The organism is Rhodoferax sp. GW821-FHT07G04, from assembly GCF_059418585.1.
The window spans coordinates 1-23,697 of the sequence record NZ_JBWKQD010000007.1 but is presented as its reverse complement, the minus strand read 5'-3'; the positions used below and the strand labels follow the sequence as shown (position 1 = coordinate 23,697).

Genomic DNA, 23,697 nt, shown 5'->3' with positions numbered 1-23,697 from the left:
GTCAGCTCGAACGGCGCATGATCTGGTGGCGCTGCCAATAGTGGCCCACCACCGCATTGAACTGGTCTTTCTGCTTGCCCAGACCGCCGAGCTTGATGGTCATGGTCTTGCTGCCGATCATGGCTTTCTCATGCAGCGTGACGGTCAGGCTGTCGCCGAAGCTGCTGTCGTTGTACTGCAGGGCCTTGACGCTGTCCCACTCCAGCAGCGGCTCGCCGTTCGATTGCGCAATGCCGCTGTAGTTGACCTCGACCGTGGCATCGTTCTTCAACTGGAATACGACCGGCGGGAAATACTTCAGCACCAGTTGGCGCTCCTGCTCGTTGGCGGGCGCGTAGCGGTAGGCCAGGGCCTGCTCATGGTTCTGCGCGAACTGCTGCTCGTAGGCCGCCCACAGCCGCTGCTCGATGGCGTCGGCCGTGATGATGACGTCGGCCCAGGTGGCCTGGGGCACTTCCAGCACCACGGCGCCGTAGTTGTCCGGGTCCAGCGCATGGCCCACCTGGCGCATGCGGTCGGCCAGCGGCGGGTGGCTGTCGAAGGGGTGGGGTATGTGGGCCGTGCGCATGTCGTCGACAAAGTCGATGGAGGCTGCATAGGGCCGCAGGCCCTGGGCCACTGCGGCGGCAATACCCAACTGGTCGGCTAGCTTCTGGTCCCGCTCAAACAGCGCTCGCTCGGTGCTGTTGCGGTAGTTGTCGTAGGCGGCGATCTTCACCAGCGACTGGGAGATGGCCTGCGGCGACACCAGCCGGGCGGCCGCACGGTCGGCCTTGTACTCGCGCTCGCGGCTGTCGCGCGACAGCGCGATCTGGAACACCATGCGGTACAGCCGCATGAAGTAGTAGACGACGATGGTAAAGCCGCCCTCGCGCATCTCCTGCACATAGCTGTCGTACTGCGTGAGCTTGGGGCCTAGCTGCGCGCTGGCCTTGGTATCGCCCCCGCGAAAGTGGGCCAGCTCGTGGCCCAGCACGGCGTCGGCCTCGTGCACGCTCAGCACGCGCAGCAGCGGGATGCTGACGAACAGCGAGCGCCCCGTCAGCTCCTTGCCGCCGACCTTCAACGGCGCCTCGGTCACAAAGAAGTTGGTGTCGATACCGGCCACGATATGGTCGGGCGGCGCCGTCTTCAGGCGTGCCGCCATGTGGCGGATACGGCGCCACAGCATGGGCGCATCGGCCTCGGCCACCAGCTCGCCTTCGACGCTGTTGTTGACCTTGGCGCGGTGGAAGATCTTCATCACCAGCACCGCCACGCCGGCCAGCACGGCCAGGCCGACGATGGCAATCAGCTTGATGTAGTACTTTTGCACAAAGAAGGCCGTCACCCAGAAGGACAGCCACACGCCCATCACCCCTTGCAAGACCACGGCGGCCGCGCCGGCCAGCGTCATCAGGCGCCAACCAACAACAAAGCTGGTGTACTGCCACTGCCGGTTCACAAAGGCCAGCGCACCCAGGGCGCCGACCAAGAGCAGCACGGCCACGCCACCCACCAGCGACCACAGCGCGGCACGCTGCATGGCGTTGAATTGCCACAGCTCACCATAGGGCTCACACACGTCGGCGCGAAACTCCTGGGCTTCGGGTGCGCGGTTGCTGCAAATCGTGGACAGCGGGTTGCGGGCATAGAAGGCGATGAAGGCCTGCTTGTCGTCGCTGGTGGCGTTGTTGTTGGCATACGCCTTTTCCTGCACCGCCCGCTGCATGCCTGCATCACGATCATGGTTGGCGTAGCGCACAAACCCGTAGGTCAGCGCCGGAATCAGGAACAGGGCCAGTGCCGCGTACAACAGCACCTTGAGCAATTCTTGGCGGAGCGTGTTCTCAGATTGCATAGTCCGGGTTCCCTGCGCTGTTTTATAGGTAGATGCCGCGTGTCAGCAGAGGCTGCTTCGCGAGCTGCGGGGATTTTAGGGGGCGTAGCCGCAGTTTCCGGCGCGCACCGGTCACTTGTGTACAAAAGGCAGCGGTTTGCGGGGCGTTCAGTGCATCAGGCGTGGGCCAAGGCCTCCCACTCGGCCCAACTCTGCGCCCGGCCCGGCCAGGCAACCGCGCCAAAAGGCCAAGCCGCTTTCAGCCAGCGCTCCAGGCTGGCGTATGCAAGGCTGTCGTCCAGCACAGTTTGTGCCGAAGACAGCCAGAGAAACGCCTGCGCCTGGAACAGTTGCTTGCGCCGGTCTTGCGCAAGGCGGGATTTGATCGGCTTGATATACAGGCAGCCCAGGTAGGCATCGCCCGCCGGCTCCACCAGCGCGTAGGCAAACGCCACGCGCGTGTCGAACTCGCGCAGATGGCGGCTGAGGTCGGCAAGGTTCTCCGCGTAACTGATACCGGCTTCTGGCCAGCCATTCGTCGGACCAAAAACGCCGCGGATATGGTCTGCGCTGGCGCGCACCGCTTGAAAATCGGCTTCGGCAAAGGCAGGGCCAAGTACGGCCAGCTCGAATTCTGCAAAGCTGTGCGTGCGTGGCGGCTCGAAGGCGTCAGGAATCATCGGGGTGCTGGAGGGTCATAGCTTCGCGACGCATTGTGAACCCATTGTGAAAGCCCGCCGGCTCAACAGAGTGGTGTCTAGTGCTTCGGTGGGTGCTCAGCCCGCTATGTATTTAGGAGCTACACTCCTTTACCTGACGAGGGCTACAGGCAATATTTGCCGTAACCATCAGTCAATAGCCCCGAATTGGGTATTTTTTGGACGGTTTGGCACCCCCAATGAAAAATCCCGCCTCGTGGGCGGGATTTCATCAAAAACCCGGCAAAGCCGGGTAGTGTCCCCGGGGTCAACCGGGTCATTAGTGCGGGGTATTCACCAAGGCCCCACGCTCCCCACTTCGTGTGGTTCGCTGCACCCAAGGGGCAAAGCCGTCTTGGGGCGGCCCGGCGACGGCTTAACCGCGGTCGCCCATGGGGGGCAATGTGCCGGCCTTTTGGGCTTGCAGGTAGTCGGCCTTCACAGCGGCGCGAGGTACGGTGCTGGTGACATTGGAGCTGCGCACGCCGGAGTCTTCGCCACGTGCGGGTGGGTTGCCGGCTTGCACGGCGGCGGTGTATTCGGACTTGACGAAGCTGCGGCTCAGCACGCTGGGGGCAGACTTGGCGAAAAAGGAGCTGGTGGCAACGTTGCTCAGGTTTTCGGCGAAGCTGGAGCTGGCGCCCAGGCCGGCAACAAGGATCAAAGCGGTAGTAGCGATTGCGTTTTTCATGATGAATTTCTTTCAAAAGTTGTTAGACACATATCCGGGCAGGTCGGGAGCCCTTTCGGGGGAACTCCTGCTTGTCCAGCCTCGGTGAGTCGCTCATATTTGGTTTCGGCTCATCGATGGGTTGAACTGTACGCCGATGGCGAAAATTAAAAACCATTGGGTCAGTAATTCATCATTGCTAAAAATGAAATAATCAAGGTCTTGAAAACTCACTCGTTGCACATATGGACCGACTTTTATCCATGCGGGTCTTCCAAAGGGTGGTTGATGACGGGGGTTTTGCGTCGGCCGCCCGTTCGCTGGACATGTCACCCGCTACGGTGACCCGGCTGTTTGGCGACCTGGAGCAGCACCTGGGCGCGCGATTGATGCAGCGCACCACGCGCAAGCTGGCGCTGACTGAGGCCGGCGAGCTCTACCTGCTGCGGGTGCGCAGCATCCTGAACGAGATCGACGACGCCGAGGCGGCCGTGGGCTCCAGCACCCAGGAACTGCATGGCACGGTGCATGTGCTGGCCACGCCGGTGCTGGCCTCCTACGTGCTGGCGCCGCACATCGTGCACTGGCGCGCGCGCTACCCCAAGGTGGCGCTGGACATAGCGGTGGACCCGTTTCCGCAGACGCGGGTCGAAGAGTTTGACGTCACCTTCATGGGCGTGGACGAGGGCTACGACGCCAATGTCGTGGCCCGGCCGCTGTCTACGTCGGAGTGGATTCTGTGCGCCGCGCCGTCCTACTTGGCGCGCACCGGCACACCCCAGGTGCCCAGCGACCTGGAGCACCACGACTACCTGAAGTTCCCGCGCCAGCAGGGCGGCGGCGCGGCCGGCCGGCGCCTGCGACTGCGCCCGGCAAAGAGCGGTGCTGAAGGCGAAGGCGACGCGGTGGAGGTGGACATGCCCGTGGCCCTGCAGTCCATCAGCCTGGACGTGCTGTACCGCGCCGCGCTGGACGGTGCCGGCATCGCCGTGCTGTCGCGCCTGCTGGTGGCCAACCACCTGGCCAAGGGCGACCTGGTGCAGGTGCTGCCGGACTGGATCGCCGGGCGGCTGACGGTCTATGCCGCGGTGCCCTCGCGCAAGCTGATTCCGGCCCGCACCCGGGCGTTTCTGGAGTTCATCAGCGACTGGTTGCCAGGCAAGGTGCTGCAGGGCTAGGTACTTACGCCACAGCAGACCAATGGCCTGCCGTGAAGGCCTCTTCAAACACCGAATAGCCCGCCCAGTCGCTGTGCGCAAAGCGCAGGCGCTGCCAGGCCAGTGTGGGGCGGTAGGGGTATGGGTTTGCTGATTGCTCTCTTTTTGATAGCGATTTGCGCATATCCGACGAGGGCCACAGCCCGATTTGTCCATTGGCCTGCGGCGTGGGAATGGCCATGGCGTGGCCGTAGCGCATGATGTCCATGCGCGTGGCCTTGGCCGCCAAGTCCGGGTGGGCCGGCGCCAGTTCGGCCAGGATGTCATCGCGCCACGCGGCCCAGGGCTTGTCCAGCAGCAGCTTGCGGCCTTCCACGCCGATGGTGGCGGGCGCGCTGGCAGCGGCGGCTGGCAATGCGGTGCGCGAGCCAAAGCCATGTGCATCGCCCAGCGCGCGGTAGTGGGTCAGCACCGTGGCGCCCGGCACCGGGTTCAGGCTTTGGTGTGTGGCGTCCACATAACCCAGGCCGCCGGTGCCCAGACCGGTGTCGTACAGCACGTTGTCCCAACTGGGGGCCGGACCAGGGCGGTCGTGCAGCGGCTGGGCTACGTGGATATTGGCCACCAGCCAGGGGGCATAGGCAATCTGGCGGGCCGCCTGGCGCAGAAAGTCGGGCGCGTCCTGCACCACGCGCGCGGCCACGAACACCGGTAGCGCAACAACGGCCTGCTCAGCCTGCCAGCGCTCCATCGCCTGGGTGACCGTGTTGAAGGCATCCAACTCCACGCCGCTGCGCGTATTGGCAATGCGCAGCACTACACGACCCGTGTGCAGGCGCTCGCCCAGCGGCGCGGCCAGGCGGCGGGTCAGCCAGGCATTGCCCTCGGGCCAGGTCAGCAGGCCTTCGCGCTCCACGGTCTCGGTGCCCGGCACGTGGAAGCCGTGGCGGCTGGCAAAGTAGTGGATGCCGGCCCAGGCCGATACGGTGGCGATGCCGGCGCCGTAGTCATCGCGGCAGCAGTAGTCCAGGTACCAGCGCAGGTGGCGGTCATCCAGACCGTTTTGCGCCAGGTACGCTTCGAAAGTAATAGCAGATAACGTAGATTGCACAAGGGCTGGAGCCCCAATTTGCACAGGCATGGTCCAGCGAGCCCCCTTGCGGGCCTGCTCCACCAGGCTGGCAAACAGGCGGTACTGGTCCAGCGTGCGCGGGCCTACGCCATGCACCGGCAGCAGGCCTTCCTGCCATTGGCCGTCGAAGAACAAGCGCTCCTGCGGGCTGTGGCACAGGTGACGCTCGTCGTACTGCCAGCGACCACCCACGCGGGTGCGCAGGCCCAGCTCTTCCAGCAGGTCTTGCACCTCGGGTGCGTCGTCGCCGGGCAGCGGCAGGTAATGGGCGCCCAGCGGGCAGGCCAGGCCGCCCAACTCGCCGCCGCGGCTGTTGCCGCCGGGGGTGTCTTCCAGCTCCAGCAGCGCGAAGTCATCCATGCCACGCAAGCGCAGTGCCCGCGCCGCCGCCAGGCCGGCCACACCGCCGCCGGCGATCAGCACACGGGTCTTGAACGTGGCCGTCGGCGGCGGCAGGGGCTTGCCGGCACGCAGCGTGTCGCGCAGCCAATGGCCGCGGGCCGGCTCGCCGCCGACAAAACCGCCGGCGATGTGCGCATGGGGATCGGCCGGCTTGCAGCCGCCAGCCGCCCAGGCCGCCACGCCCAGGCCGCCGGCCTGCAAGAAGTGCCGCCTATCCATCAAACCACCACCTGCGCGCTACACGACATCGGCCAGGGTTTCATCAATGGGGGCACGCAGCGGCAGCACGATCTGCACCGTGGTGCCGATGCCGCCTGCATCGTCGACCAGGTCCACGCGGCCACCCAGCACCTTGGTCACCAGGTTGTAGACGATGTGCAGACCCAGGCCGGAGCCACCGCGCCCCAGCTTGGTCGTGAAGAAGGGGTCGAACACCAGGGCGCGGTTCTCGGGCGGGATGCCGACACCGTCGTCATGGAAGATGATCTCCACCTGATCGCCGCCACGGCGGCGGGTGGTGAGTTGCATCAGGCCCTGCACCCGGTCTTCAAAGGCGTGGGCAATGGCATTGGCCATCAGGTTGGTGATGATCTGGCCCAGCGCGCCGGGGTAGCTCTCCATCACAATGCCGGGCTCCAGATGGCACTCCAGCGCGAAGGGGGTCTTGCGGCGCAGCGGCTCCAGCGTGACCAGCAGGTCGGACAGCATCTTGTCCAGATCGAAGCGGCGGCGGTTTTCGCTGGACTGGTCCACCGCGACCTGCTTGAAGCTGCTGACCAATTCGGACTGGCGCACCAACGTGCGCAACAAGACCTCGGCCCCTTCGGCACAGGCTTGCAAGGTGGTTTCCATGAAGCTGCGCCGCAGACGCCCGCTTTGCAGCTCGGACAGCAGCGTCTGGGTCTGCGTTTGCAACGTGCTGGAGATCGTGACGCCAATGCCGATGGGCGTATTGAGTTCGTGCGCTACGCCGGCCACCATGGAACCCAGGGCCGCCATTTTTTCAGAGCGCAGCATTTCGCTTTGCATGGCCTGCATCGCGGTCAGGGCCTGGGCCAGCTCCTGGTTGGCCCGTTCCAGCTTCACGGTGCGCTGCTGCACGCGGTCTTCCAACTGGGTGTTGAGCTCACGGATCTCCTGCTCAATGGCACGCAGGCGCGTAACATCGATGGGGGAGAACAGCGCCATCTGCACGCCGCTGAAATCCAGCAAGCGGGCCGACACCTGGCAGATCAGCAGATGGCCCTGCTTGTGCCGCTGCTGCACCTCCATGCGCACGACCGCGCCCTCGCGCTGAAGCTGCTCCAGGCACTCGACACGCTGCTGCGGGTCTACCCAGATGTTGAGCGCCTGCGGCGTCTGGCCCAGCAGCTCGTGCCGCAAATAACCCATCTGCGCGGCCCAGCTGTCGTTGATCTCGACGAAGGTGTTGTCGCTCAGCCGGGTCAGTATCAAGGGCACGGGCGAGTACTGGAACAGGTCGGCGAACTTGCCCTCGCTTTGGCGCAGCAGCGCTTCGGAGCCACGCAACGATGCGCGCGACTGGTTCAGCCGCTTGATGTGCTGCAGCAGCACCAGGGCCAGCACCAGGATGAAGCCGATGGTGACCCCCGCGTACAGCAGGCGGTCTTGCGTACGCGCGCGCCACGGCGCCATCGTAGCGGCCACGTCGCGGGCGAAAATAGTGGTCACCGGAAAACCGGCAATGCGGCGGTAGACATAGGTCCGGGGCACCGAACCGGTCTCGTCCAAAAACTGTGTGTCTTCAAAGTTGCCCTCGACCCTATCACCCCGTGCGGCGGTGGCCGGGGTGAGCTCCTGCCCAACGGCTTGCAGGCGCTGAAAGGCGGGCGCCTTGGAAATGTCCAACCCCAGATAGCGCGCATCAAAAGGTGAACGCACGATGACTTGCCCGTCGTCGGAGAACAGCGCCACCAGCGCGTTGCTGTTCTTGGCAACCCGGTCGTAGACACCACTGAAGTAGGACACGCTGATGTCGGTGCTGATGATGCCCAGGTAGCGCCCGTCGGCACCGTGCATATTGCGCGCCAGGGGCACGACCAGCTCACCGTCGTAAAGACGCTTGAATGGCCGGCCTATGACCTTGGCGGTCTGCTCCGGGTGCTGCAGCAGGTAAGGGATGTAAGTGCGCTCATCCGCATCGGTCTGGTCGGGCGGGGAGTCAATGGAACTGCCCGAGGTCACGCCTTGCGGGTTGACGAACTGCAGCGACTTCAGCACCTTGTTGAAGGGCTGGGCGCGGGTCAGCACATTGACGATGGCAGTGGCGTTCAGCGGCTTGCCGTTGGCGGCGCTGTTAGCCGCGCGAACCACGGCGTCCAGGTTGCGCTCCGCCTCGTACAGCGTCAGAGTGGCGTGCTCTTCGAGCAGGCGTACGGCGATCAGCGCATGGTCGATCTCGGATGCGCGGGTGAGCTTCTTGTCCTGGTCAATGGCCCACCAGGTCTGCCACACCAAGGCCACCACCGTGAGGCAGACTGATACCAACAACACCCGGGCGGCGCCCTGGCCGCTTTCATCGCGCGTGGGTGGTGTTGGCAACATGGAGCGGATTCTATGGGCATACCCGGCGTCCAAACCAGTTTTGGGGTTCTTGCCACACCCCCATTCAGAGCCTCAAACCGAGGCCAAAACAGGCCTCTGCGGAGTTAAAAACTAAAGCTTGATTTCCAGCCGCATCTGCAGGTTGACGAAGGACGGCGCGATGGTTTGCGTGGTCTCGCGCAGGGTCTGCCCTTGGGCATTGGTGGACAGCAGGCTGCCGCCGGTCACGTAGTCGCGCCCAGCAAAATTACTGGCCGATAAGCGCAGCTGATAACGCGGGTTGATGGTCCACAGTGCATACGCATCCGCAACAAACTTGTTGCTCTGGTAGACGGTCTGGTCGTCACTGAGCCGGGTCGTGAAGGCGGGCGTCCAGTTGATGTTGCCGCCGATCTTCAGCGGCAGGCCGCGCAACTGGTAGTCCGCCCCCAGGTTGGCCGTGCCGTCGGGCTGCTGGTCGAGCCGGTTGTCAGGCCCGGCAATGCCGTCCACGCTGGAGCGGAACAGGCTGAGGTTGCTGCGCAGATCGATCTTCGGGGCATCGGGGAACATCTCGCTCAGGCGGAACTTGGCCTCCAGCTCAATCCCCTGCGTGCTGGCATTGCCGATGTTTTGCTTGCGCGCGACCCAGCGCGGCACATCGGCCCAGCTCACGGTCTCCAGCGCGGTCTGGCTGCGCATCAGGTTCTGGATCTGGCGGAAGAAGACATTGGCGCTGAGCAAGCCGCCGCCGGGCACATAGTGCTCAAAGGCCAGGTCAATGCCCGAAGCCAGTTCGGGCTGCAGATAGGCATTACCCGCGCGGTCCGGGTGCACCTCGTCATTGGCGCCGCGGTTCAAGAACATGCTGTTGATGCTGGGCCGGGCAATCAGGTCCTGCAGATTGGGCGAGCGGTAGCTGCGCGTGAGGCTGATGCGGAACTGGTCCTTGACCGTCAGGTCCGGCCGCCACACGGCGTGGAACAGCGGCGTCAGCACCTGGCTCTGGTTGCTGATCTGGGGGCTGTCCGCGCTGACGGTGCCGGTGGTGCTGATGCCCTCCCAGCGCAGGCCGGCATGGGCAGCCCAATGTGGCGTCACGTTCCACTCGTCTTGCGCATAGACCGCCGTGCGCAGGCTCGACGCCGTCAAGTTGCCATCGAAGTCGCTGAGTGGTGATTCCCCGTTTTGCAGCGTCGTCGCGGTCTCGTTGCGGCGGTTGGATTCGACCTCCAGCCCCGTGACCAGGCTGTGGTTGTCGGCGATGCTGCGCGAATACTTGGCATTGCCGCTGAACGTGGTGTCGTGTTGCTCGGAGTGCTGGTTGGAGGTGGCGACCACACCGCGCTGGTCGCTGATGTTTTGCCGCGTGGCGTCATTGGTCCAGGCACTCTGGCCCGCACTGGCGCTCAAGCGCAGGTTGGCACCATCGTCCAGCTTGTGCACCCAGACACCGGCCAGACGCGCGGTGCTGAATCGTGCATCGGTGCTTCCCGTGCTGCGGTCGTACGGCAGGTCGGCCACGGTGCCGGTAGTCGTTTGCGTCAGGCGGCTGTTGCGGTCGCCACTGTTCTGCGTGGTGGCCAGCATGGGCGTCAGCGTGAACGAGTCGCCCCCGCTGCCGCGCCACTGCAGGCGGGCATTGGCGTGCAGGCCGTCGCGTATGCCGTTGCTGGATACCGTCTCGGTCTGGTGCACGGTGCTGCCGTTGCTGAGGTTCTCGGTCAACGTGTCGTTGACCACATCGTTGGAGCGCTCGTTGTGCGCCGCGGCGATGGAGAAGTTGTAGACCAGGTCGCCCGCCGTGTCGTTGCGCGACCAGGCGATATTGGGTGCCACATGCCCATTCTCCAGCCCCAGGCCCAGCTTCAGGTCGTTGGTGTGCCGGACGTAGCCACCGCGGGTGATGATGTTGATGGTGCCGGCGATGGCCCGCGCGCCGGTCTCGGCCGTGGGGGCGCGCAGGATCTCGATGCGCTCTATCTCTTCGGGCGACAAGTCGTCCAATGAGAAGCCGCGCGGCACCCGCTCACCGTCGATCAGGATTTGCGTATAGCCATTGCCAAGACCCCGCATGCGCGGCGCACCACCGCGCCCCGGACGGCCTTGCACGGTGACACCGGGCATGCGCTTGAGCAACTCGCCCATCGTGGTGTCGCCATACAGCTCGATCTCTTCGCGGCCAATGATGATCTTGGCCGCAGTGGAGAGGCGGCGCGCTTCGGTTTCGTCGTTGCCCTTGATCTGCACTTGGGGCAGCACCATGGCATCGCGCGGTTGGCTGGGGCGGGCAGGGTTGGCGCGGCGGGTGCCTTCTGCGGGAGTAGGCGGGGTCGTGTTTGTTTGCACGTCGGTGGTCGCGGACGGTGTTTCAGGGGACGTGGCCGTTGTGGTGGTTGTCTGCGCATACAACGGGCCGCACAAGGCTGCCATCGATATGGCGGCCAAGCCGTGTTTGGCTCTGTGTGCCCTGCTCTGACTGCGTACCACCACGGCGATCTACCTCTTCTTCTTTCCAACGGACTAGAAACGCCATTAGATTTCAAATTGGTGGAGGTGACGTTTCGCTGGGGTAAAGTTGGCGTGAATATTTGGACATGCTGATGAAAAGCTCGCACGCCCTATCGGGTCAATCCATTGCCTGACGCCATGCCGCCTAGCTTTCGAATCCGCAAGGGGCTGCCGGACGACGCCGCCCGTCTTGCCGTCCTGGCCACCCAGGTTTGGTTGCATACCTATGCCACCGACGGCATCACAGACGCGATCGCCTACTACGTATTGTCCGAACTCACGCTGGAGAAGTTCGCAGCGTCGTTGGGTGAACCTGAGACGCGCCTCCTCGTGGCCGAATGTGGAGAGGGTGTTGTTGGCTTTGCCGCCATCAAGCTCGGCGTTGCGTGTCCTACGGGGACGGGTCCGGTGGTCGAACTGCAGACCCTGTATGTCCAGGAACACTTCACCGGCCATGGGGCTGGAAAGTCATTGCTCCAAGCCGCAGAGGCCGAAGCACGCGCGCTATCAGACTCTCAGTTGTGGCTCATGGTCAATGCTCGAAACGCCCGCGCCATCAGCTTCTACGCGGGCCAAGGCTATTCAAAAGTCGGCACCACCTACTTCCTTTTGGGACAGGATCGACACGAGAACCATCTGCTCGTCGGGAATGCAGTGCGCTAAGGCACCACCCGCCCCCACTCCTGCTCATACGTGGTCACCAGCACCTGGTTCGACAGCCGATTCACTTCCGCCGGCACACGCGCCATGTCCTTCGGAAAATCGAACAGCAGAGGCAAGGTCTTGGGACCTAGATAACGCAGGCCTTCGGGCAAGCTGGCCGGCATATGCCAAGGGCGGTGGCTGGCGATGATGTAGCCCCATTCGCCGAAGCTGGGCACGTTGGCGTGGTAGGGCGTGGCGTGCAAGCCTACGGATTCGATCGTGGTGGCCACGGTCCAAAAACTCTGGCGCGCCACCAGCGGTGACGTGGTCTGTATCACGGCATAGCCACTGGCCGACAAGCGCTGCGACAGCAGCGAATAAAAGCTATTGGTGTAGAGCTTGCCGATGGAGAAATTGGTGGGGTCGGGGAAGTCGACGATGATCACGTCGAACATCTCCTGTTCAGCCTTGTCGTCTTTGTTGCCCTGCAGCCATTGAAAGGCATCCGTGTTGACAATGCGCAGCCTGGGCGAGTTGAGCGAGCCGCCATTGAGCTTGGCCATGGCCGGGTCCTTGGCGAAGAGGCCGGTCATATTCGGGTCCAGCTCGACCAGGGTCACGCTTTCCACGCTGGGGTACTTGAGGATCTCGCGCACGGCCATGCCGTCGCCACCTCCCAGCACGGCCACCTTGCGCGGCGCACCAAAGGCCGACATCACCGGATGCACCAGGGCCTCGTGGTAACGGTATTCGTCCCGTTCGGCAAACTGCAGATTGCCATTCAAGAACAGCTTGTGCCCGGTACGGCCGTTGGTGACGACGATGCGCTGGTAGGGCGATGTGGCGGCCAGCACGATGCGGTCATGGTAGAACTTGTCTTCGGCCAGCGTGGTGATGTGGTCGGCCGCAGCAAAGCCCGCAGCCAGGGCCAACACGGTCAGCACACAGGCCATGGCATGGGCCGACTGGTGGCGCAACTCATGGCGAAACACCCACAGCGTCCAGAAGGCCACGGCTGCATTCAATAGCCCGAACAGCAGGCCGGTGCGTATCAACCCCAGTTGCGGCACCAAGAGTAGCGGAAAGGCCACCGACACCGCCAATGCACCCAGGTAGTCAAAGGTCAGCACCTGCGACACCAATTCCTTCAACGCCACTTCGCGCTTGAGGATGCGCATGACCAGCGGGATCTCCAGTCCCACCAGAATGCCCACAACGGCCACCAGCGCGTACAGCAGAAAGCGGAAGGCACCCGGCATGTAGGCATTGGAGATGAAGAGCAGGCCGGGCATGGCGCCACCGGCCAGGGCCACCATCAACTCGATGCGCAAAAAGTGGGCGGGCAACTGGCGCTCGAAGAAGCGCGACAGCCACGAGCCCACGCCCATGGCAAACAGGTAGCAACCGATAACCGTGGAGAACTGCAGGACTGAGTCGCCCAGCAGATAAGAGGCTAGCGCACCGGCGCCCAGCTCATAGACCAGACCACAGGCCGCCACCACAAAGACGCTGGCTAGGAGCGTGACTTCCAGGGGTTTGTGGGTGCGTTCAGGAACTGTGGACTCCAAAGCCGTCACACCCATTCCGACAACGAGATCAAATTCACCGCCGGGCCGCCCCAAGGTGAATGCGCCCCCCTGGGGGGCAGCGTAGTACGCGCAGCGACAAGCGTGGGGGCCCTGTCTAGTGAATCGCTGCGGCGATGATCACGCAGATACCCAGGCTCATGGCTGCCACCACCAGGGCCAGAGCCACGTTCTGTTTCTCCACAATCTCGCCCCACAAATCGTAGGGCGTGATCTTGTCGATGATGATGAAGCACAGCCAGAACACGATCACGCCCATCAGTGCGAACACCAAGGAGCTGACGACGATGCCTGGTTTGATCATTTCAAAACCCATGGGACTCTCCTAAAAACGCGGGATGCACCACCTCACTCACTTGTGGCCTCCCCCACCTGAAAACCCGCCGAATGAACCACCTGAGCTGCGCGAGCTCGACGAGGACGAACAGTTTTCGGTTTGCGGATCGCAACTGGAGCAGCGGCTCAGCATGGCGATCAGGATCAAGGTGACGACTATCACCACAATGATGGTGCCAATGCCAATGCCCTTGGCAGCACTGAAGGGCCCCACATCGCGCTTGAGCAGGTCTTTTTTGTCGTCGAGCTTGAAGGCCTTGGCCACAACCTCGCTGGCCAGCTGGTCACCGCTGGACCAGACAACCTCGGTCGGGCTTTGCTCCATCGACAACAGACGCCTGCCGGTGGCAAAGTCTTTGTTTTGTGTGGTCTGACCACGCTTTACGAGCCAGTAGAACTCGCCACACACGTAGTCGGTCTCGGCGGTGTAGCTGTATTTGAGCGCATAGTTCGTGCCCATGTAGTTGGCGCTGCGGGCATCGGCGCTGGACATGCTGGGCGCGCCCGTGGTGGGGCGCACCAGGCTCCAGCCCTCTTCCGAATCCACCAGGAAGCTGAAACCCCGCTTCTGGTTGTAGAGCAGGTATTCGCTCCAGCCGAAGTGTTCGTCATCGCCGGGCTCCACACCCATGCGGTGTTGAAAGCCCACCACCTGCCAATGCACGCCTTGCAACTGGCCCTTGCTGCCCAGCGGTATCAAGGGTTGTACGGGTTCGTCCTGGATAGCGGATTTGAGTTCACCGCCAATGCCCTGACTCAGGTCGATGATGCTGTTGCAACTGCCGCAGCTGATGCTCTTGCTGGTGGCCAGTGCCACCGTCACCGGTGCGCCGCAATGCGGGCAATTGAATTGGCGCCCTTTTTCGTCCTTGACCGATTCGTCTTTCAGACCCTTGAGCGCCAAATCGTCCAGCAGCACGGCCGTGCCTTGCGACACGGTGGGCGGCGTGCCGGTGTAGTCGATGCTGATGACCTCACCGGCAGCGCTGCGCAGCTCCACCACATCAAAGGGCTGGCCCAGCGGCGGCAACTTGGGCAACTCGCCCTGCGCACTGATCAGCGAGGCCGATACATTGCTGGCAACGCTGAAGGGCTTGCCGTTGACACCCACTTGCTTGCCCACCACATAACGGTCGGCCGGAGGCATATTGCGCTGCTGGGTGTTGGGCTGCGTGAAGACATAGGCGCCGTTGTCTTCGGCCAGCCAGCCGATCTGGCCATCGTCAAAGATCGCGTTCCACTCGGTCCAGGTGCCTTCGGCGGTCTTGTACTGCAAGCGCCCGATCAGCGTGAAATTGCGGTTTTGGTAGCGGCCAGTGGCAAAGAGTTGCAGCGGGCTGTGGTCGTCAAACAGCTCGGCCATCTTGCCGATGCGTGACAGCACATCGCCATTGCGTACCACCGTGCTCTGGCAGTAGCCGCAGACGGCGTGTGTAGACTGCGCCGAGCGAAATTCGACGGGCGCACCGCAGCCCGGGCAGGGCGCGGTGTAACGGCGCTGAGTGGGTTCGGTTGCCACGTCAAGAAACGGCTAAACCGCCCGAAGGCGGTTTGCTACCCCTGCGGGGGCGAGAAGCCACACACGGTGTGCGACCGTAAGGGTCATACGGTTATGACAGCTTCTTTAGCAGCTCTGCCTTCTTGGCATCGAACTCTTCAGCGGTCAGGATGCCCTTGGCCTTTAGGTCGCCCAGCTTCTCCAGCGTGGCGATGATGTCGTCCGGCTTCAGCGTGGCCGCAGCTGCGGCGGCCGCTTGGTTGGCTGCAGCTTGCGCGGCGGCCTGGTTGTTGCCTTGCAGACCGGCTTGCAGGTTTTGCGCCAGCACCTGGCCCAGCGCCACGCCGGCGCCCAGGCCCATGGCGTCGCCCGCCACACCGCCACCACCACCCGCGCCTTCGGCGAATTTGGGGATGGCCTGTGCGGTCTGGTACTGCATGAACTTGCCCATGTCGTTGCCGACCATGCCCATGCCGATCTTCTGGTCCAGGATCTTCTGCAGCTCTTCGGGCAGCGAGACGCTTTGCACCGTCATGTTTTCGAGCTTGATGCCCAGCTTGGCCATCTCGGGTGCGAGCTGCGTGGTCAGCGCCTTCGCAAACTCGATCTGGTTGGACGCCAAGTCCAGGAACGGGATGCCGCTGGCTGCAATCGCGTTGCTGATGTTCTGCAACACCAGGCCGCGCAACTGGCCGTCCAGGTCCGACACGGGGTACACATCGCGTGTGCCCGAAATCTCGGTATGAAACAACTTGGGGTCGGCAATGCGGAAGGCGTAGTTACCGAAGGCGCGCAGGCGCACGGCACCAAAGTCCTTGTCACGGATCGTGATAGGTTGGGGCGTGCCCCACTTCTGGTCGATCTGTTGGCGGGTGCTGAAGAAGTACACGTCGCTCTTGAAGGGGGACTCAAACAGCTTGTCCCAGTTCTTCAGGTAGGTGAGTACGGGCAGCGTTTGTGTGGTGAGCTTGTAGGTGCCGGGGCCGAAGACGTCGGCAATCTTGCCTTCGTTGACGAACACCGCCATCTGCGATTCGCGCACGGTCAGCGAGCCGCCGTTCTGGATTTCCATGTCCCGCATCGGGAAGCGCCATGCCAAGGTGCCGTCCCCGTCTTCGGTCCATTGAATGATGTCTATGAACTGTTTCTTGATGAAATCCATTAGAGCCATGGTGCAGGCCTCCTTCAAAGGGTTAACGGGAACCGGCCGCAATGATACACAGCAAGTACCCCCTTGTGTCACCTCAATTTTTGTATGGGATAAGCTGAAGACATGAGCCAACTTTTCACTCCCTACACCCTGCCATCGCCACGCGGTGGACTCACGCTTTCCAACCGCATCGTCGTGGCCCCCATGTGCCAGTATGCTGCCGACAACGGCGAGGCCACGGATTGGCATTTGATGCACTGGGGCAACCTGCTCAACAGCGGTGCGGCCCTCTTCACCATTGAAGCCACCGCCGTGGTGCCCGAGGGCCGCATCACGCCCGCCTGCCTGGGCCTGTGGGATGACCGCACCGAGACCGCGCTGGCCAACACACTGCACCGCGCCCGCAAACTGGCACCACCCACACCGGTGTGCATCCAATTGGCGCACGCTGGGCGCAAGGCATCCAGCGCGCTGCCCTGGGCGGGTGCGCAACTGCTGCCCCGCAACCAGGGCGGATGGGAGACCTTTGGCCCCTCGGCCCTGCCGCAATTGGCCACCGAGCCGCCGCCCACCGAAATGACCCGTGCCGACATGGACCACGTGCGTGACGCTTTTGTGAAAGCCGCGCAGCGGGCCGACCGCATGGGTATAGAGGCGATTGAGTTGCACGGTGCCCACGGTTACCTGATCCACGAGTTCCTATCACCCATTGCCAACCAGCGCACCGATGCATACGGCGGCAGTTTTGACAACCGCATCCGCTTTCCGCTGGAAGTGTTCGCCGCCCTGCGCGAGGCCTTCCGGGGCGTGCTGGGCATACGCATCTCGGCCAGCGACTGGGTCGAGGGGGCCTGGGATGTGCAGCAGAGCGCCGAGTTTGCCCAGCGCATCAAGGCCCTGGGTTGCGACTTCATCCATGTGTCATCCGGCGGGGTGTCGCCGGCGCAGAAGATCGCGCTGGGTGCGGGCTACCAAGTGCCCTTTGCGCGCGACATCCGCCAGGCCAGCGGCTTGCCCACCATCGCCGTGGGCTTGATCACCGATGCCCACCAGGCCGAGGCCGTGCTGCAGGCCGGCGAGGCCGATCTGGTGGCACTGGCGCGGGCCTTTCTGTACGAGCCCCGTTGGGGCTGGCACGCGGCCGCCGCGCTGGGTGGCGAGGTGGCTGCCAAGGAGAACTACTGGCGCTGCCTGCCGCGCGATGTGCAGGCGGTGTTTGGCAAGGTGTCGGTCGGCGTGCGCTGACTCACTCGCACGCCCACCCCCTACTCTTTTTAGTAGGTACCAAGGCACCCTGTCGGTGCGCTATCGCACGGTGCGCACCAAAAGACCCCAATTTGGGTAAATGTTACAAGTCGGAAACACTTTATTGCGTTTTCCCTACTGGGACTTACCCTTGTTTTGGCCCACAACTTGCATGCACGTGGTTAGTATCCGCCTCGCCGCGCGAAAGCCGTGTGCCTGACAACCGTTGGACACATGGTCTTCGTGCGGCATTTTCTTTTACCAAAGTAAAGGGTTCCCATGAAGCATGTATTTCGCCGCGTGGCCGCGGTAGCGGCCATCGCTTTGAGCGCTGGTGCCGCCCAGGCAGCGCTGATTGATTTTGAACAGCCGGTCAATGGCCCGAACACGCCTTTTGCACCGTTTCTTACACACGGAGATGAGTTCCTGCAAGGCAGTTATGCCTTTGATCCCTTCTCCAACGCGGCCAACGCGCAGTTCGGTGATCTGGTGGGGTCCATGATCAATGGAAGTGACCTGTCCACCTGCTTCAGCGTGCTGTGCCCCAGCAACAACCCGACCACCTTTTTGGGCACGCTCAATGACGGCGTCGTGGCCTTCAGCCGCACTGATGGCCTGTCCTTTACCGTGAACGGTTTTGACGCCAGCTTCCTGGGTGCCGCGGGCGCCACGTTGCCAGCCGTCAGCGGCCTGCTGCGCCTGCAAGGCGTCACCGCCACGGGTGCATCGATGACCCAGACCTTCCAGTTGGCCGGCCCCAACACCAGCGGCGCCCTGAACTTCAGCAACTTCCATACGACCGGAAGCTTTGCCTCCACGCAGTTCGCCACCGTCTACGCCTTCGGTTTTGCCTGCAGTGCCGGCGGCGCCTGCAATGCCTTCTCTACCGACCGTGGCCAGTTTGCACTGGACAACATCAGCGTCACCACCGCCGTGCCCGAGCCTGAAACGGCCGCCATGTTCCTGTTGGGCCTGATGGGCATGGGTGCCGCGGTACGCCGCCGTCGCCGACAACAGCACGCGTCCGCCTAATCGGCACTGCCAACTGACCAACAAGGACGCATATGACCTCTACAACAAAAAACAAGCGGCTGACATCGCTAGCCGCACTGGTGCTACTGGGTGGCTTGTCCACATCGGCTTTCGCGCAAAGCCGCTCTACCTACATCGTGCAACTCGCAGCCGAACCGGTTGCCAGCTACACCGGCACCGTGCCAGGCTACAGCGCAACCCTGCCCGCACCGGGCACGCGCCTGAACACCCGCTCGGCCGCCGCGATCGCCTACAAGGGCTATCTGGATTCGCAGCAAACCAATGTCACATCCCTGATCGCGGGCGCGCCCATCGTGGCCCGCTACTCCACGGTCTACAACGGCTTTGCCGCACGCCTGACCGCATCTGAAGTCCAGGCCCTGCGCGCCAGCCCCCTGGTGGTTGACGTGTTTGCCGACGAAGCGCGCAAGCTCGAGACCATCTCCACCCCCGCATTCCTGGGCCTGAGCACCCCCGGTGGCGTGTGGTCCCAAACCATTGCCGGCCAGGCCCTCAAGGGTGAGGACATCATCATCGGCGTAGTCGACAGCGGCGTCTGGCCCGAGAGCCCCTCGTACGCCGACCGCGTGAACGGCAGCACCCCCGTGTTCAGCACCGGCACGCTGGCCTATGGCCCGCCGCCCGCTGGCTGGAACGGCACCTGCGTGGGCGGTGAAGGCTTCAACCCCGGCCAGCATTGCAACAACAAACTCATCGGCGCCCAGTACTTCAATGCCGGCTTCATCGCATCGGGCAATACCAAGCACTGGACCGAGTTCTTCTCTCCGCGTGACTCAGTGGCCGGCGCCACCGGCCACGGCGGCCATGGCTCGCACACCTCGTCCACCGCCGGCGGCAACAGCGGCGCACCCGTGGTGCTGGGCGGCAACAGCGTAGGCACGGCCTCGGGCATTGCGCCCCGTGCCCGCATTGCGGCCTACAAGGTCTGCTACACCTATGTGAACCCCACCGCCGAAGACGGCACGGGTAGCCAGAACTCCTGCTTCACATCAGACAGCGTGGCTGCCATCGACAAGGCCGTGGCAGATGGCGTGCACGTCATCAACTACTCCATCAGCGGCAGCCAGACCAGCGTCAACGATCCCGTTGAGCAGGCCTTCCTGCGCGCTACCAACGCCGGCGTCTTTGTCGCGGCCTCTGCGGGCAACAGCGGCCCCGCGCAAGCGGTGGCCCACGTCAGCCCCTGGTTGACCACGGTAGCGGCATCCACGCATGACCGTGCCCTGGCTGCCAAGGCCACACTGGGCAACGGTGCGGTATACACCGGCGCGTCCTTCAATGCTGTCGCGCTGCCGGCCACGCCCGTCATCCGCGCGGAAGACGCGGGCTTGCCCGGCGCGGACGCTACGCAACTGCGCCTGTGCTTCCTGACACCCGCCGTGCTGGACCCTGCCAAGGTGAGCGGCAAGGTGGTGGTCTGCACCCGCGGCACCAATGCCCGTACCGACAAGAGCGCAGCCGTCAAGGTCGCCGGTGGTCTGGGCATGGTGCTGGCCGACAACGGCGCAGGCCTGGTGGCCGACGTGCACAGCGTACCCACCGTGCATGTGAGCGCCGCCGACGGCACTGCCATCAAGACCTATGCCCAAGCGGGCGGCGGTACGGTGGCCATCGGCACCTACTTCAATGCGGGCCAACCCGCCCCGGTGATGGCCGGCTTCTCGTCGCGCGGCCCCAATGCCGGCGATGCGAACATGCTCAAGCCTGACCTGACTGCTCCCGGCGTGGACATCATTGCCACCGTCACACCCGGCCTGAACAACGCGGACCGCGATGCCGTGGCCAATGGCACCCTGGTGCCCTCGCCCGAGTGGTCGTCCTACCAAGGCACCTCCATGTCCAGCCCCCATGTGGCCGGTCTGGCAGCGCTGCTGAAGCAGGCCCACCCCACCTGGTCGCCTGCGGCCATCAAGTCGGCACTGATGACCACCGCCTTCTCCACGCTGAACGACGGCCTGGCCGGTGAGCAGAACGGTCTGCTGCCCTGGTCGCAAGGCGCGGGCCATGTGGCGCCCGCCAAGGCCATGGACCCCGGCCTGGTGTATGACAACGGCAAGGTCGAATTCATCCGCTACCAGTGCAATGTGAACAAGGCCGCGGTCACACCCGCATCCGACTGCACGACCTACGGCACGCTGGACCAGACCTACAACTTCAACCTGCCCAGCATCACCGTCGGCGCGGTTGTGGGCAACACGGTTGTGACCCGCAAGGTGACCAATGTCGGTAGCAGCGCTGCCACCTACAACGCCACCATCTCGGTGCCTGGCTTCACGGCCGTGGTTGCGCCTTCCAGCCTGACCCTGGCGCCCGGTGAGACCAAGACCTTCACCGTGACGCTGACCGCCGCTGGCGTGCCCGACGGCCAGTGGGCCTATGGCTCCATGAGTTGGAGCGATGGCGCCCACGTGGTACGCAGCCCCGTGACCGCACGCACCGGCAAAACCATCCAGGCACCGGCCGGCATCACCGCCACCACCACATCGGGCAACCGCCTGATCACGCTGACGACCAACTTCAATGGCCGCATCACCGCCAACAAGGGTGGCATGAAGCCCGTCACCATGGGTTCCGTGTCCAGCCTGGCACCCGGTGCGCCATCGGCGGCTACGTTGAAGGCGGCCTGTATTGCGGGCGTGGACACTGCGTCCGTCAAGGTCTATCCGTTCTCGCTGCCGGCCGACACCATCGTCGCCCGCTTTGAGTTGCGCGATGCCGATGTAGGCACCCCTGGCGATGACAACGACATGATCATCGTGTCGCCCACTGGTGCCTCGGTGTACTCTGGTAATGACGGTTCCAACGAAGCCGTGCAAGTGGTCAGCCCCGGTGCTGGCACCTTCAAGGTCTGCGTGGGCGCCTACGGCGGTGCCGCAGTCATGACCCACCGCCTGTCGAGCTGGGTTGTCACGGCAGCCGATGCCTCGTCCACTCTGAATGTGCTGCTCCCCAGCACCGTGTATGCCGGTAGCACCGCGACCGCCGGCCTGTCATGGTCTGGTTTGGCAACCGGTGGCCGCTATGTCGGCGGCGTGGAGTTCAAGGACGCCGGTGGTGGCGTGCAATCCGCTACCGTGCTGCGCGTGGACACCACCGGTGCCGCACCACTGGCCTTTGTTGAACACGCTGTGTCGACGAAGAAGCTGCGTCGGTAAACCGATGATGGCTTAGGTCCCATACGCGTGGGACTTGCCAACCCAGGGCTGCAAGCGCAAGTTTGCAGCCTTTTTTTGGGCCCTTGTGCCGTGCCAAAGAGCGGTCGCCTCGTTAAGATGCCAACCGGCCCAAGAGCTACTACCCAACGAGGAGAGATAACCATGCGCCCAGATTTCCAAAACCCCAAGCGCCGTCGTCTATTGATCGGGGGTGCGCATGCATTCGCCGCCGCCAATCTGGCGACCTGGTCACTGGGCAGTTTTGCGCAGACCGCAGGGACCAAGCCCTTGCCCGCCTACCTGGGTTGGAAGGACCAGGGCAGCATGATTGTTCATAGCGCCACCACCGTGGAGACCGCACGCGCCTTGACCGGCGCCTCCATCGTGACCCCCGCCATCCAGCTCTACATCCGCAACAACCTGCCGGCGCCGGACGCCGCCATCGTGGCGAACCGAGACGCCTGGGAGGTGTCCATCGAGGGTGTCAAAAGCCCGCGCAAATTGACGGTGGCCGACCTCAAGAAGATGGGCGAAGAGTCCCTGCCCATGGTGCTGCAATGTTCGGGCAACGGCCGTGGATACTTCCCCAGCAAACCCAGCGGCACCGCCTGGCAAGTGGGCGCCGCAGGCTGTGTGATCTGGCGTGGTGTACCGGTGCGCACCGTGGTTGCCGCGCTGGGCGGAGCACTCAAGGACCGGCTCTTCATGACCGGTACCGGGGGCGAAGTGCTGCCGGCAGGATTGGACCCCAAGACCGTAGTGGTGGAGCGGTCCGTGCCGCTGTCGGCCATGGCCGATGCGATGCTCGCATGGGAAATGAACGGCGCGCCGATACCGCTGGCCCATGGCGGCCCCTTGCGTTTGATTGTTCCGGGCTACACCGGCGTCAACAACATCAAGTACGTAAAAACCTTGGCCTTTACCGCTGCCGAAAGCGATGCGCGGATCATGTCGCACGGCTACCGCATCAGCCCGCCCGGCGGCAAGGGCGACCCCGCGCAACCGTCGGTGCAGGAGATGAACATCAAGTCGTGGATTTATTCCCCAGCGCCCGATAGCGCGCGGCTCAAGACCGACCTGCACCGCATTGAAGGCGTCGCCTTTGGCGGCCTGCACGGCGTGCGGCAGGTGGAAGTGTCTACCAATGGCGGAGAAACCTGGACACAAGCCCGCCTGGTAGGCCCCGACCTGGGCAAATACGCCTGGCGGCAGTTTGTGCTGGAGGCACGCTTGCCCGCCGGCGCCCACCTGCTGGTCAGCCGCGCCACCGACACCAAGGGCACGCTCCAACCCCGCGAGCGGCTTGAGAATGCCGGGGGCTATAACAACAACAGCTGGCTGGACCACGGCGTAAAGGTCACCATTGGGTAATAACACCACCCCTGCGGTTTTCGCTTCAGGCACTGCGCTGCGCCGCTTGGGGTTGTGGGCGCCGCTGGTGCTGGCCAGCGCATGGCCCATTCGGGCCTTTGCCGATCCCGCCCAGCTTGCCGAGGGCAAGGAGTTGTTCAAACGCGGGGTGGCGCCATCGTGCACGATCTGCCACACCTTGAAGGACGCTGGCAGCGAGGGCGCAGTTGGCCCCGTGCTGGACGAACTCAAGCCCGACGCCAAGCGCGTGGCCACCGCATTGCGCAACGGCATCGGGCAAATGCCCTCATTCGCCGGGCAATTGACGGAGGCGCAGATCCAGGCCCTGGCGGCCTATGTGGCAGCAGCGAGCGGTGGCGCTACGAAATAGGCGCAGCTTCATTCACTGGCCGGATCAGCCGCAAGCTTGAGCACACAGCGCCCGGCCTGGCACACAGCGCCGGGGTCCGGGATGTAGCGGCAGGTGGACACCATGCCCGTCTGCGCATAGCGCTGGCGTTGCAGGCTCGCAAGTTGGTCCGCCAACCCTCGCAAGGCCTCGCCGTTTCCACTGATTTGTGTGGACCAGGCCCGCCACGCCGCAGGGCCGCCGCAGGCGTTGGCGCCCACAGCCAGGGTGCGGCATTGGTTGTCGGCCGTGCAGGGCGCGGAGCCAATACGGGCGTCAATCTGCTGCTGGATGCTGACTTCGGCCGGCCGGCCGCCGCGCGCGGCTGAGGCGGATG

Annotated in this window: 18 protein-coding genes; 7 read left to right on the top strand and 11 right to left on the bottom strand. The window is 63.9% G+C overall.

Annotation, left to right across the window (positions count from 1 at the left end; genetic code table 11):
• Nucleotide 1: 1 nt before the first annotated feature.
• The 3 genes from AC07OO_RS24295 to AC07OO_RS24285 form a co-directional block, all read right to left on the bottom strand.
• Nucleotides 2-1,840, bottom strand: a complete 1,839-nt coding sequence (locus AC07OO_RS24295; protein ID WP_495084746.1) for a M48 family metallopeptidase — start codon at nucleotides 1,838-1,840, stop codon at nucleotides 2-4.
• A gap of 155 nt (nucleotides 1,841-1,995) precedes the next feature.
• Nucleotides 1,996-2,499: a hypothetical protein gene (locus AC07OO_RS24290; protein ID WP_495084745.1), complete on the bottom strand. Its 504-nt coding sequence runs from the start codon at nucleotides 2,497-2,499 to the stop codon at nucleotides 1,996-1,998.
• A gap of 394 nt (nucleotides 2,500-2,893) precedes the next feature.
• Nucleotides 2,894-3,208: a hypothetical protein gene (locus tag AC07OO_RS24285; protein ID WP_495084744.1), complete on the bottom strand. Its 315-nt coding sequence runs from the start codon at nucleotides 3,206-3,208 to the stop codon at nucleotides 2,894-2,896.
• Nucleotides 3,209-3,432: 224 nt separating this feature from the next.
• On the opposite strand from AC07OO_RS24285, the gene AC07OO_RS24280 reads away from it, so the two are divergent.
• Nucleotides 3,433-4,365 (top strand): LysR family transcriptional regulator, encoded by a 933-nt coding sequence (locus AC07OO_RS24280; protein WP_495084743.1) that lies wholly within the window; start codon nucleotides 3,433-3,435, stop codon nucleotides 4,363-4,365.
• Between the two features lie 4 nt (nucleotides 4,366-4,369).
• On the opposite strand, the gene AC07OO_RS24275 is transcribed toward AC07OO_RS24280, so the two are convergent.
• From AC07OO_RS24275 to AC07OO_RS24265, 3 genes are all read right to left on the bottom strand, one after another.
• Nucleotides 4,370-6,097 (bottom strand): NAD(P)-binding protein, encoded by a 1,728-nt coding sequence (locus tag AC07OO_RS24275; protein WP_495084742.1) that lies wholly within the window; start codon nucleotides 6,095-6,097, stop codon nucleotides 4,370-4,372.
• Between the two features lie 18 nt (nucleotides 6,098-6,115).
• Complete coding sequence (locus tag AC07OO_RS24270) at nucleotides 6,116-8,443, bottom strand: ATP-binding protein (protein WP_495084741.1); 2,328 nt, start codon at nucleotides 8,441-8,443, stop codon at nucleotides 6,116-6,118.
• A 111-nt stretch (nucleotides 8,444-8,554) separates the two neighbouring features.
• Nucleotides 8,555-10,771, bottom strand: coding sequence for a TonB-dependent receptor plug domain-containing protein (locus AC07OO_RS24265; protein WP_495084740.1), 2,217 nt, complete (start codon nucleotides 10,769-10,771; stop codon nucleotides 8,555-8,557).
• A gap of 300 nt (nucleotides 10,772-11,071) precedes the next feature.
• Between AC07OO_RS24265 and AC07OO_RS24260 the strand changes: the two genes are divergently transcribed.
• Nucleotides 11,072-11,596 (top strand): GNAT family N-acetyltransferase, encoded by a 525-nt coding sequence (locus AC07OO_RS24260; RefSeq protein ID WP_495084739.1) that lies wholly within the window; start codon nucleotides 11,072-11,074, stop codon nucleotides 11,594-11,596.
• Here AC07OO_RS24260 and AC07OO_RS24255 read toward each other — a convergent pair.
• From AC07OO_RS24255 to AC07OO_RS24240, 4 genes are all read right to left on the bottom strand, one after another.
• Nucleotides 11,593-13,155 (bottom strand): polyamine aminopropyltransferase, encoded by a 1,563-nt coding sequence (locus AC07OO_RS24255; RefSeq protein WP_495084738.1) that lies wholly within the window; start codon nucleotides 13,153-13,155, stop codon nucleotides 11,593-11,595. The genes AC07OO_RS24260 and AC07OO_RS24255 overlap by 4 nt on opposite strands.
• 106 nt (nucleotides 13,156-13,261) lie before the next feature.
• The gene (locus AC07OO_RS24250; protein WP_495084737.1) at nucleotides 13,262-13,480 is read right to left on the bottom strand and encodes a DUF350 domain-containing protein; all 219 of its coding nucleotides are present in this window, start codon (nucleotides 13,478-13,480) and stop codon (nucleotides 13,262-13,264) included.
• A gap of 36 nt (nucleotides 13,481-13,516) precedes the next feature.
• Nucleotides 13,517-15,019: a DUF4178 domain-containing protein gene (locus AC07OO_RS24245; protein WP_495084736.1), complete on the bottom strand. Its 1,503-nt coding sequence runs from the start codon at nucleotides 15,017-15,019 to the stop codon at nucleotides 13,517-13,519.
• 91 nt (nucleotides 15,020-15,110) lie between these two features.
• Nucleotides 15,111-16,169, bottom strand: coding sequence for an SPFH domain-containing protein (locus AC07OO_RS24240; RefSeq protein WP_495084735.1), 1,059 nt, complete (start codon nucleotides 16,167-16,169; stop codon nucleotides 15,111-15,113).
• 102 nt (nucleotides 16,170-16,271) lie between these two features.
• On the opposite strand from AC07OO_RS24240, the gene AC07OO_RS24235 reads away from it, so the two are divergent.
• The 5 genes from AC07OO_RS24235 to sorU all read left to right on the top strand — a co-directional run bounded on the left by AC07OO_RS24235 (nucleotide 16,272) and on the right by sorU (nucleotide 23,342).
• Complete coding sequence (locus AC07OO_RS24235) at nucleotides 16,272-17,393, top strand: NADH:flavin oxidoreductase/NADH oxidase (RefSeq protein WP_495084734.1); 1,122 nt, start codon at nucleotides 16,272-16,274, stop codon at nucleotides 17,391-17,393.
• A gap of 279 nt (nucleotides 17,394-17,672) precedes the next feature.
• Nucleotides 17,673-18,425, top strand: a complete 753-nt coding sequence (locus AC07OO_RS24230; RefSeq protein WP_495084733.1) for an NF038120 family PEP-CTERM protein — start codon at nucleotides 17,673-17,675, stop codon at nucleotides 18,423-18,425.
• A 32-nt stretch (nucleotides 18,426-18,457) separates the two neighbouring features.
• Entirely contained in the window at nucleotides 18,458-21,601 is a 3,144-nt protein-coding gene (locus AC07OO_RS24225) for a S8 family peptidase (RefSeq protein WP_495084732.1), read from the top strand.
• Between the two features lie 162 nt (nucleotides 21,602-21,763).
• Nucleotides 21,764-22,972 (top strand): SorT family sulfite dehydrogenase catalytic subunit, encoded by a 1,209-nt coding sequence (gene sorT, locus AC07OO_RS24220; protein ID WP_495084731.1) that lies wholly within the window; start codon nucleotides 21,764-21,766, stop codon nucleotides 22,970-22,972.
• Between the two features lie 37 nt (nucleotides 22,973-23,009).
• A complete protein-coding gene (sorU, locus tag AC07OO_RS24215; RefSeq protein ID WP_495084868.1) occupies nucleotides 23,010-23,342 on the top strand; it encodes a SorU family sulfite dehydrogenase c-type cytochrome subunit in 333 nt (110 codons plus the stop codon).
• Between the two features lie 8 nt (nucleotides 23,343-23,350).
• On the opposite strand, the gene AC07OO_RS24210 is transcribed toward sorU, so the two are convergent.
• Nucleotides 23,351-23,697 (bottom strand): hypothetical protein (locus AC07OO_RS24210; protein ID WP_495084730.1); only part of this gene is annotated, 347 nt, incomplete at its 5' end.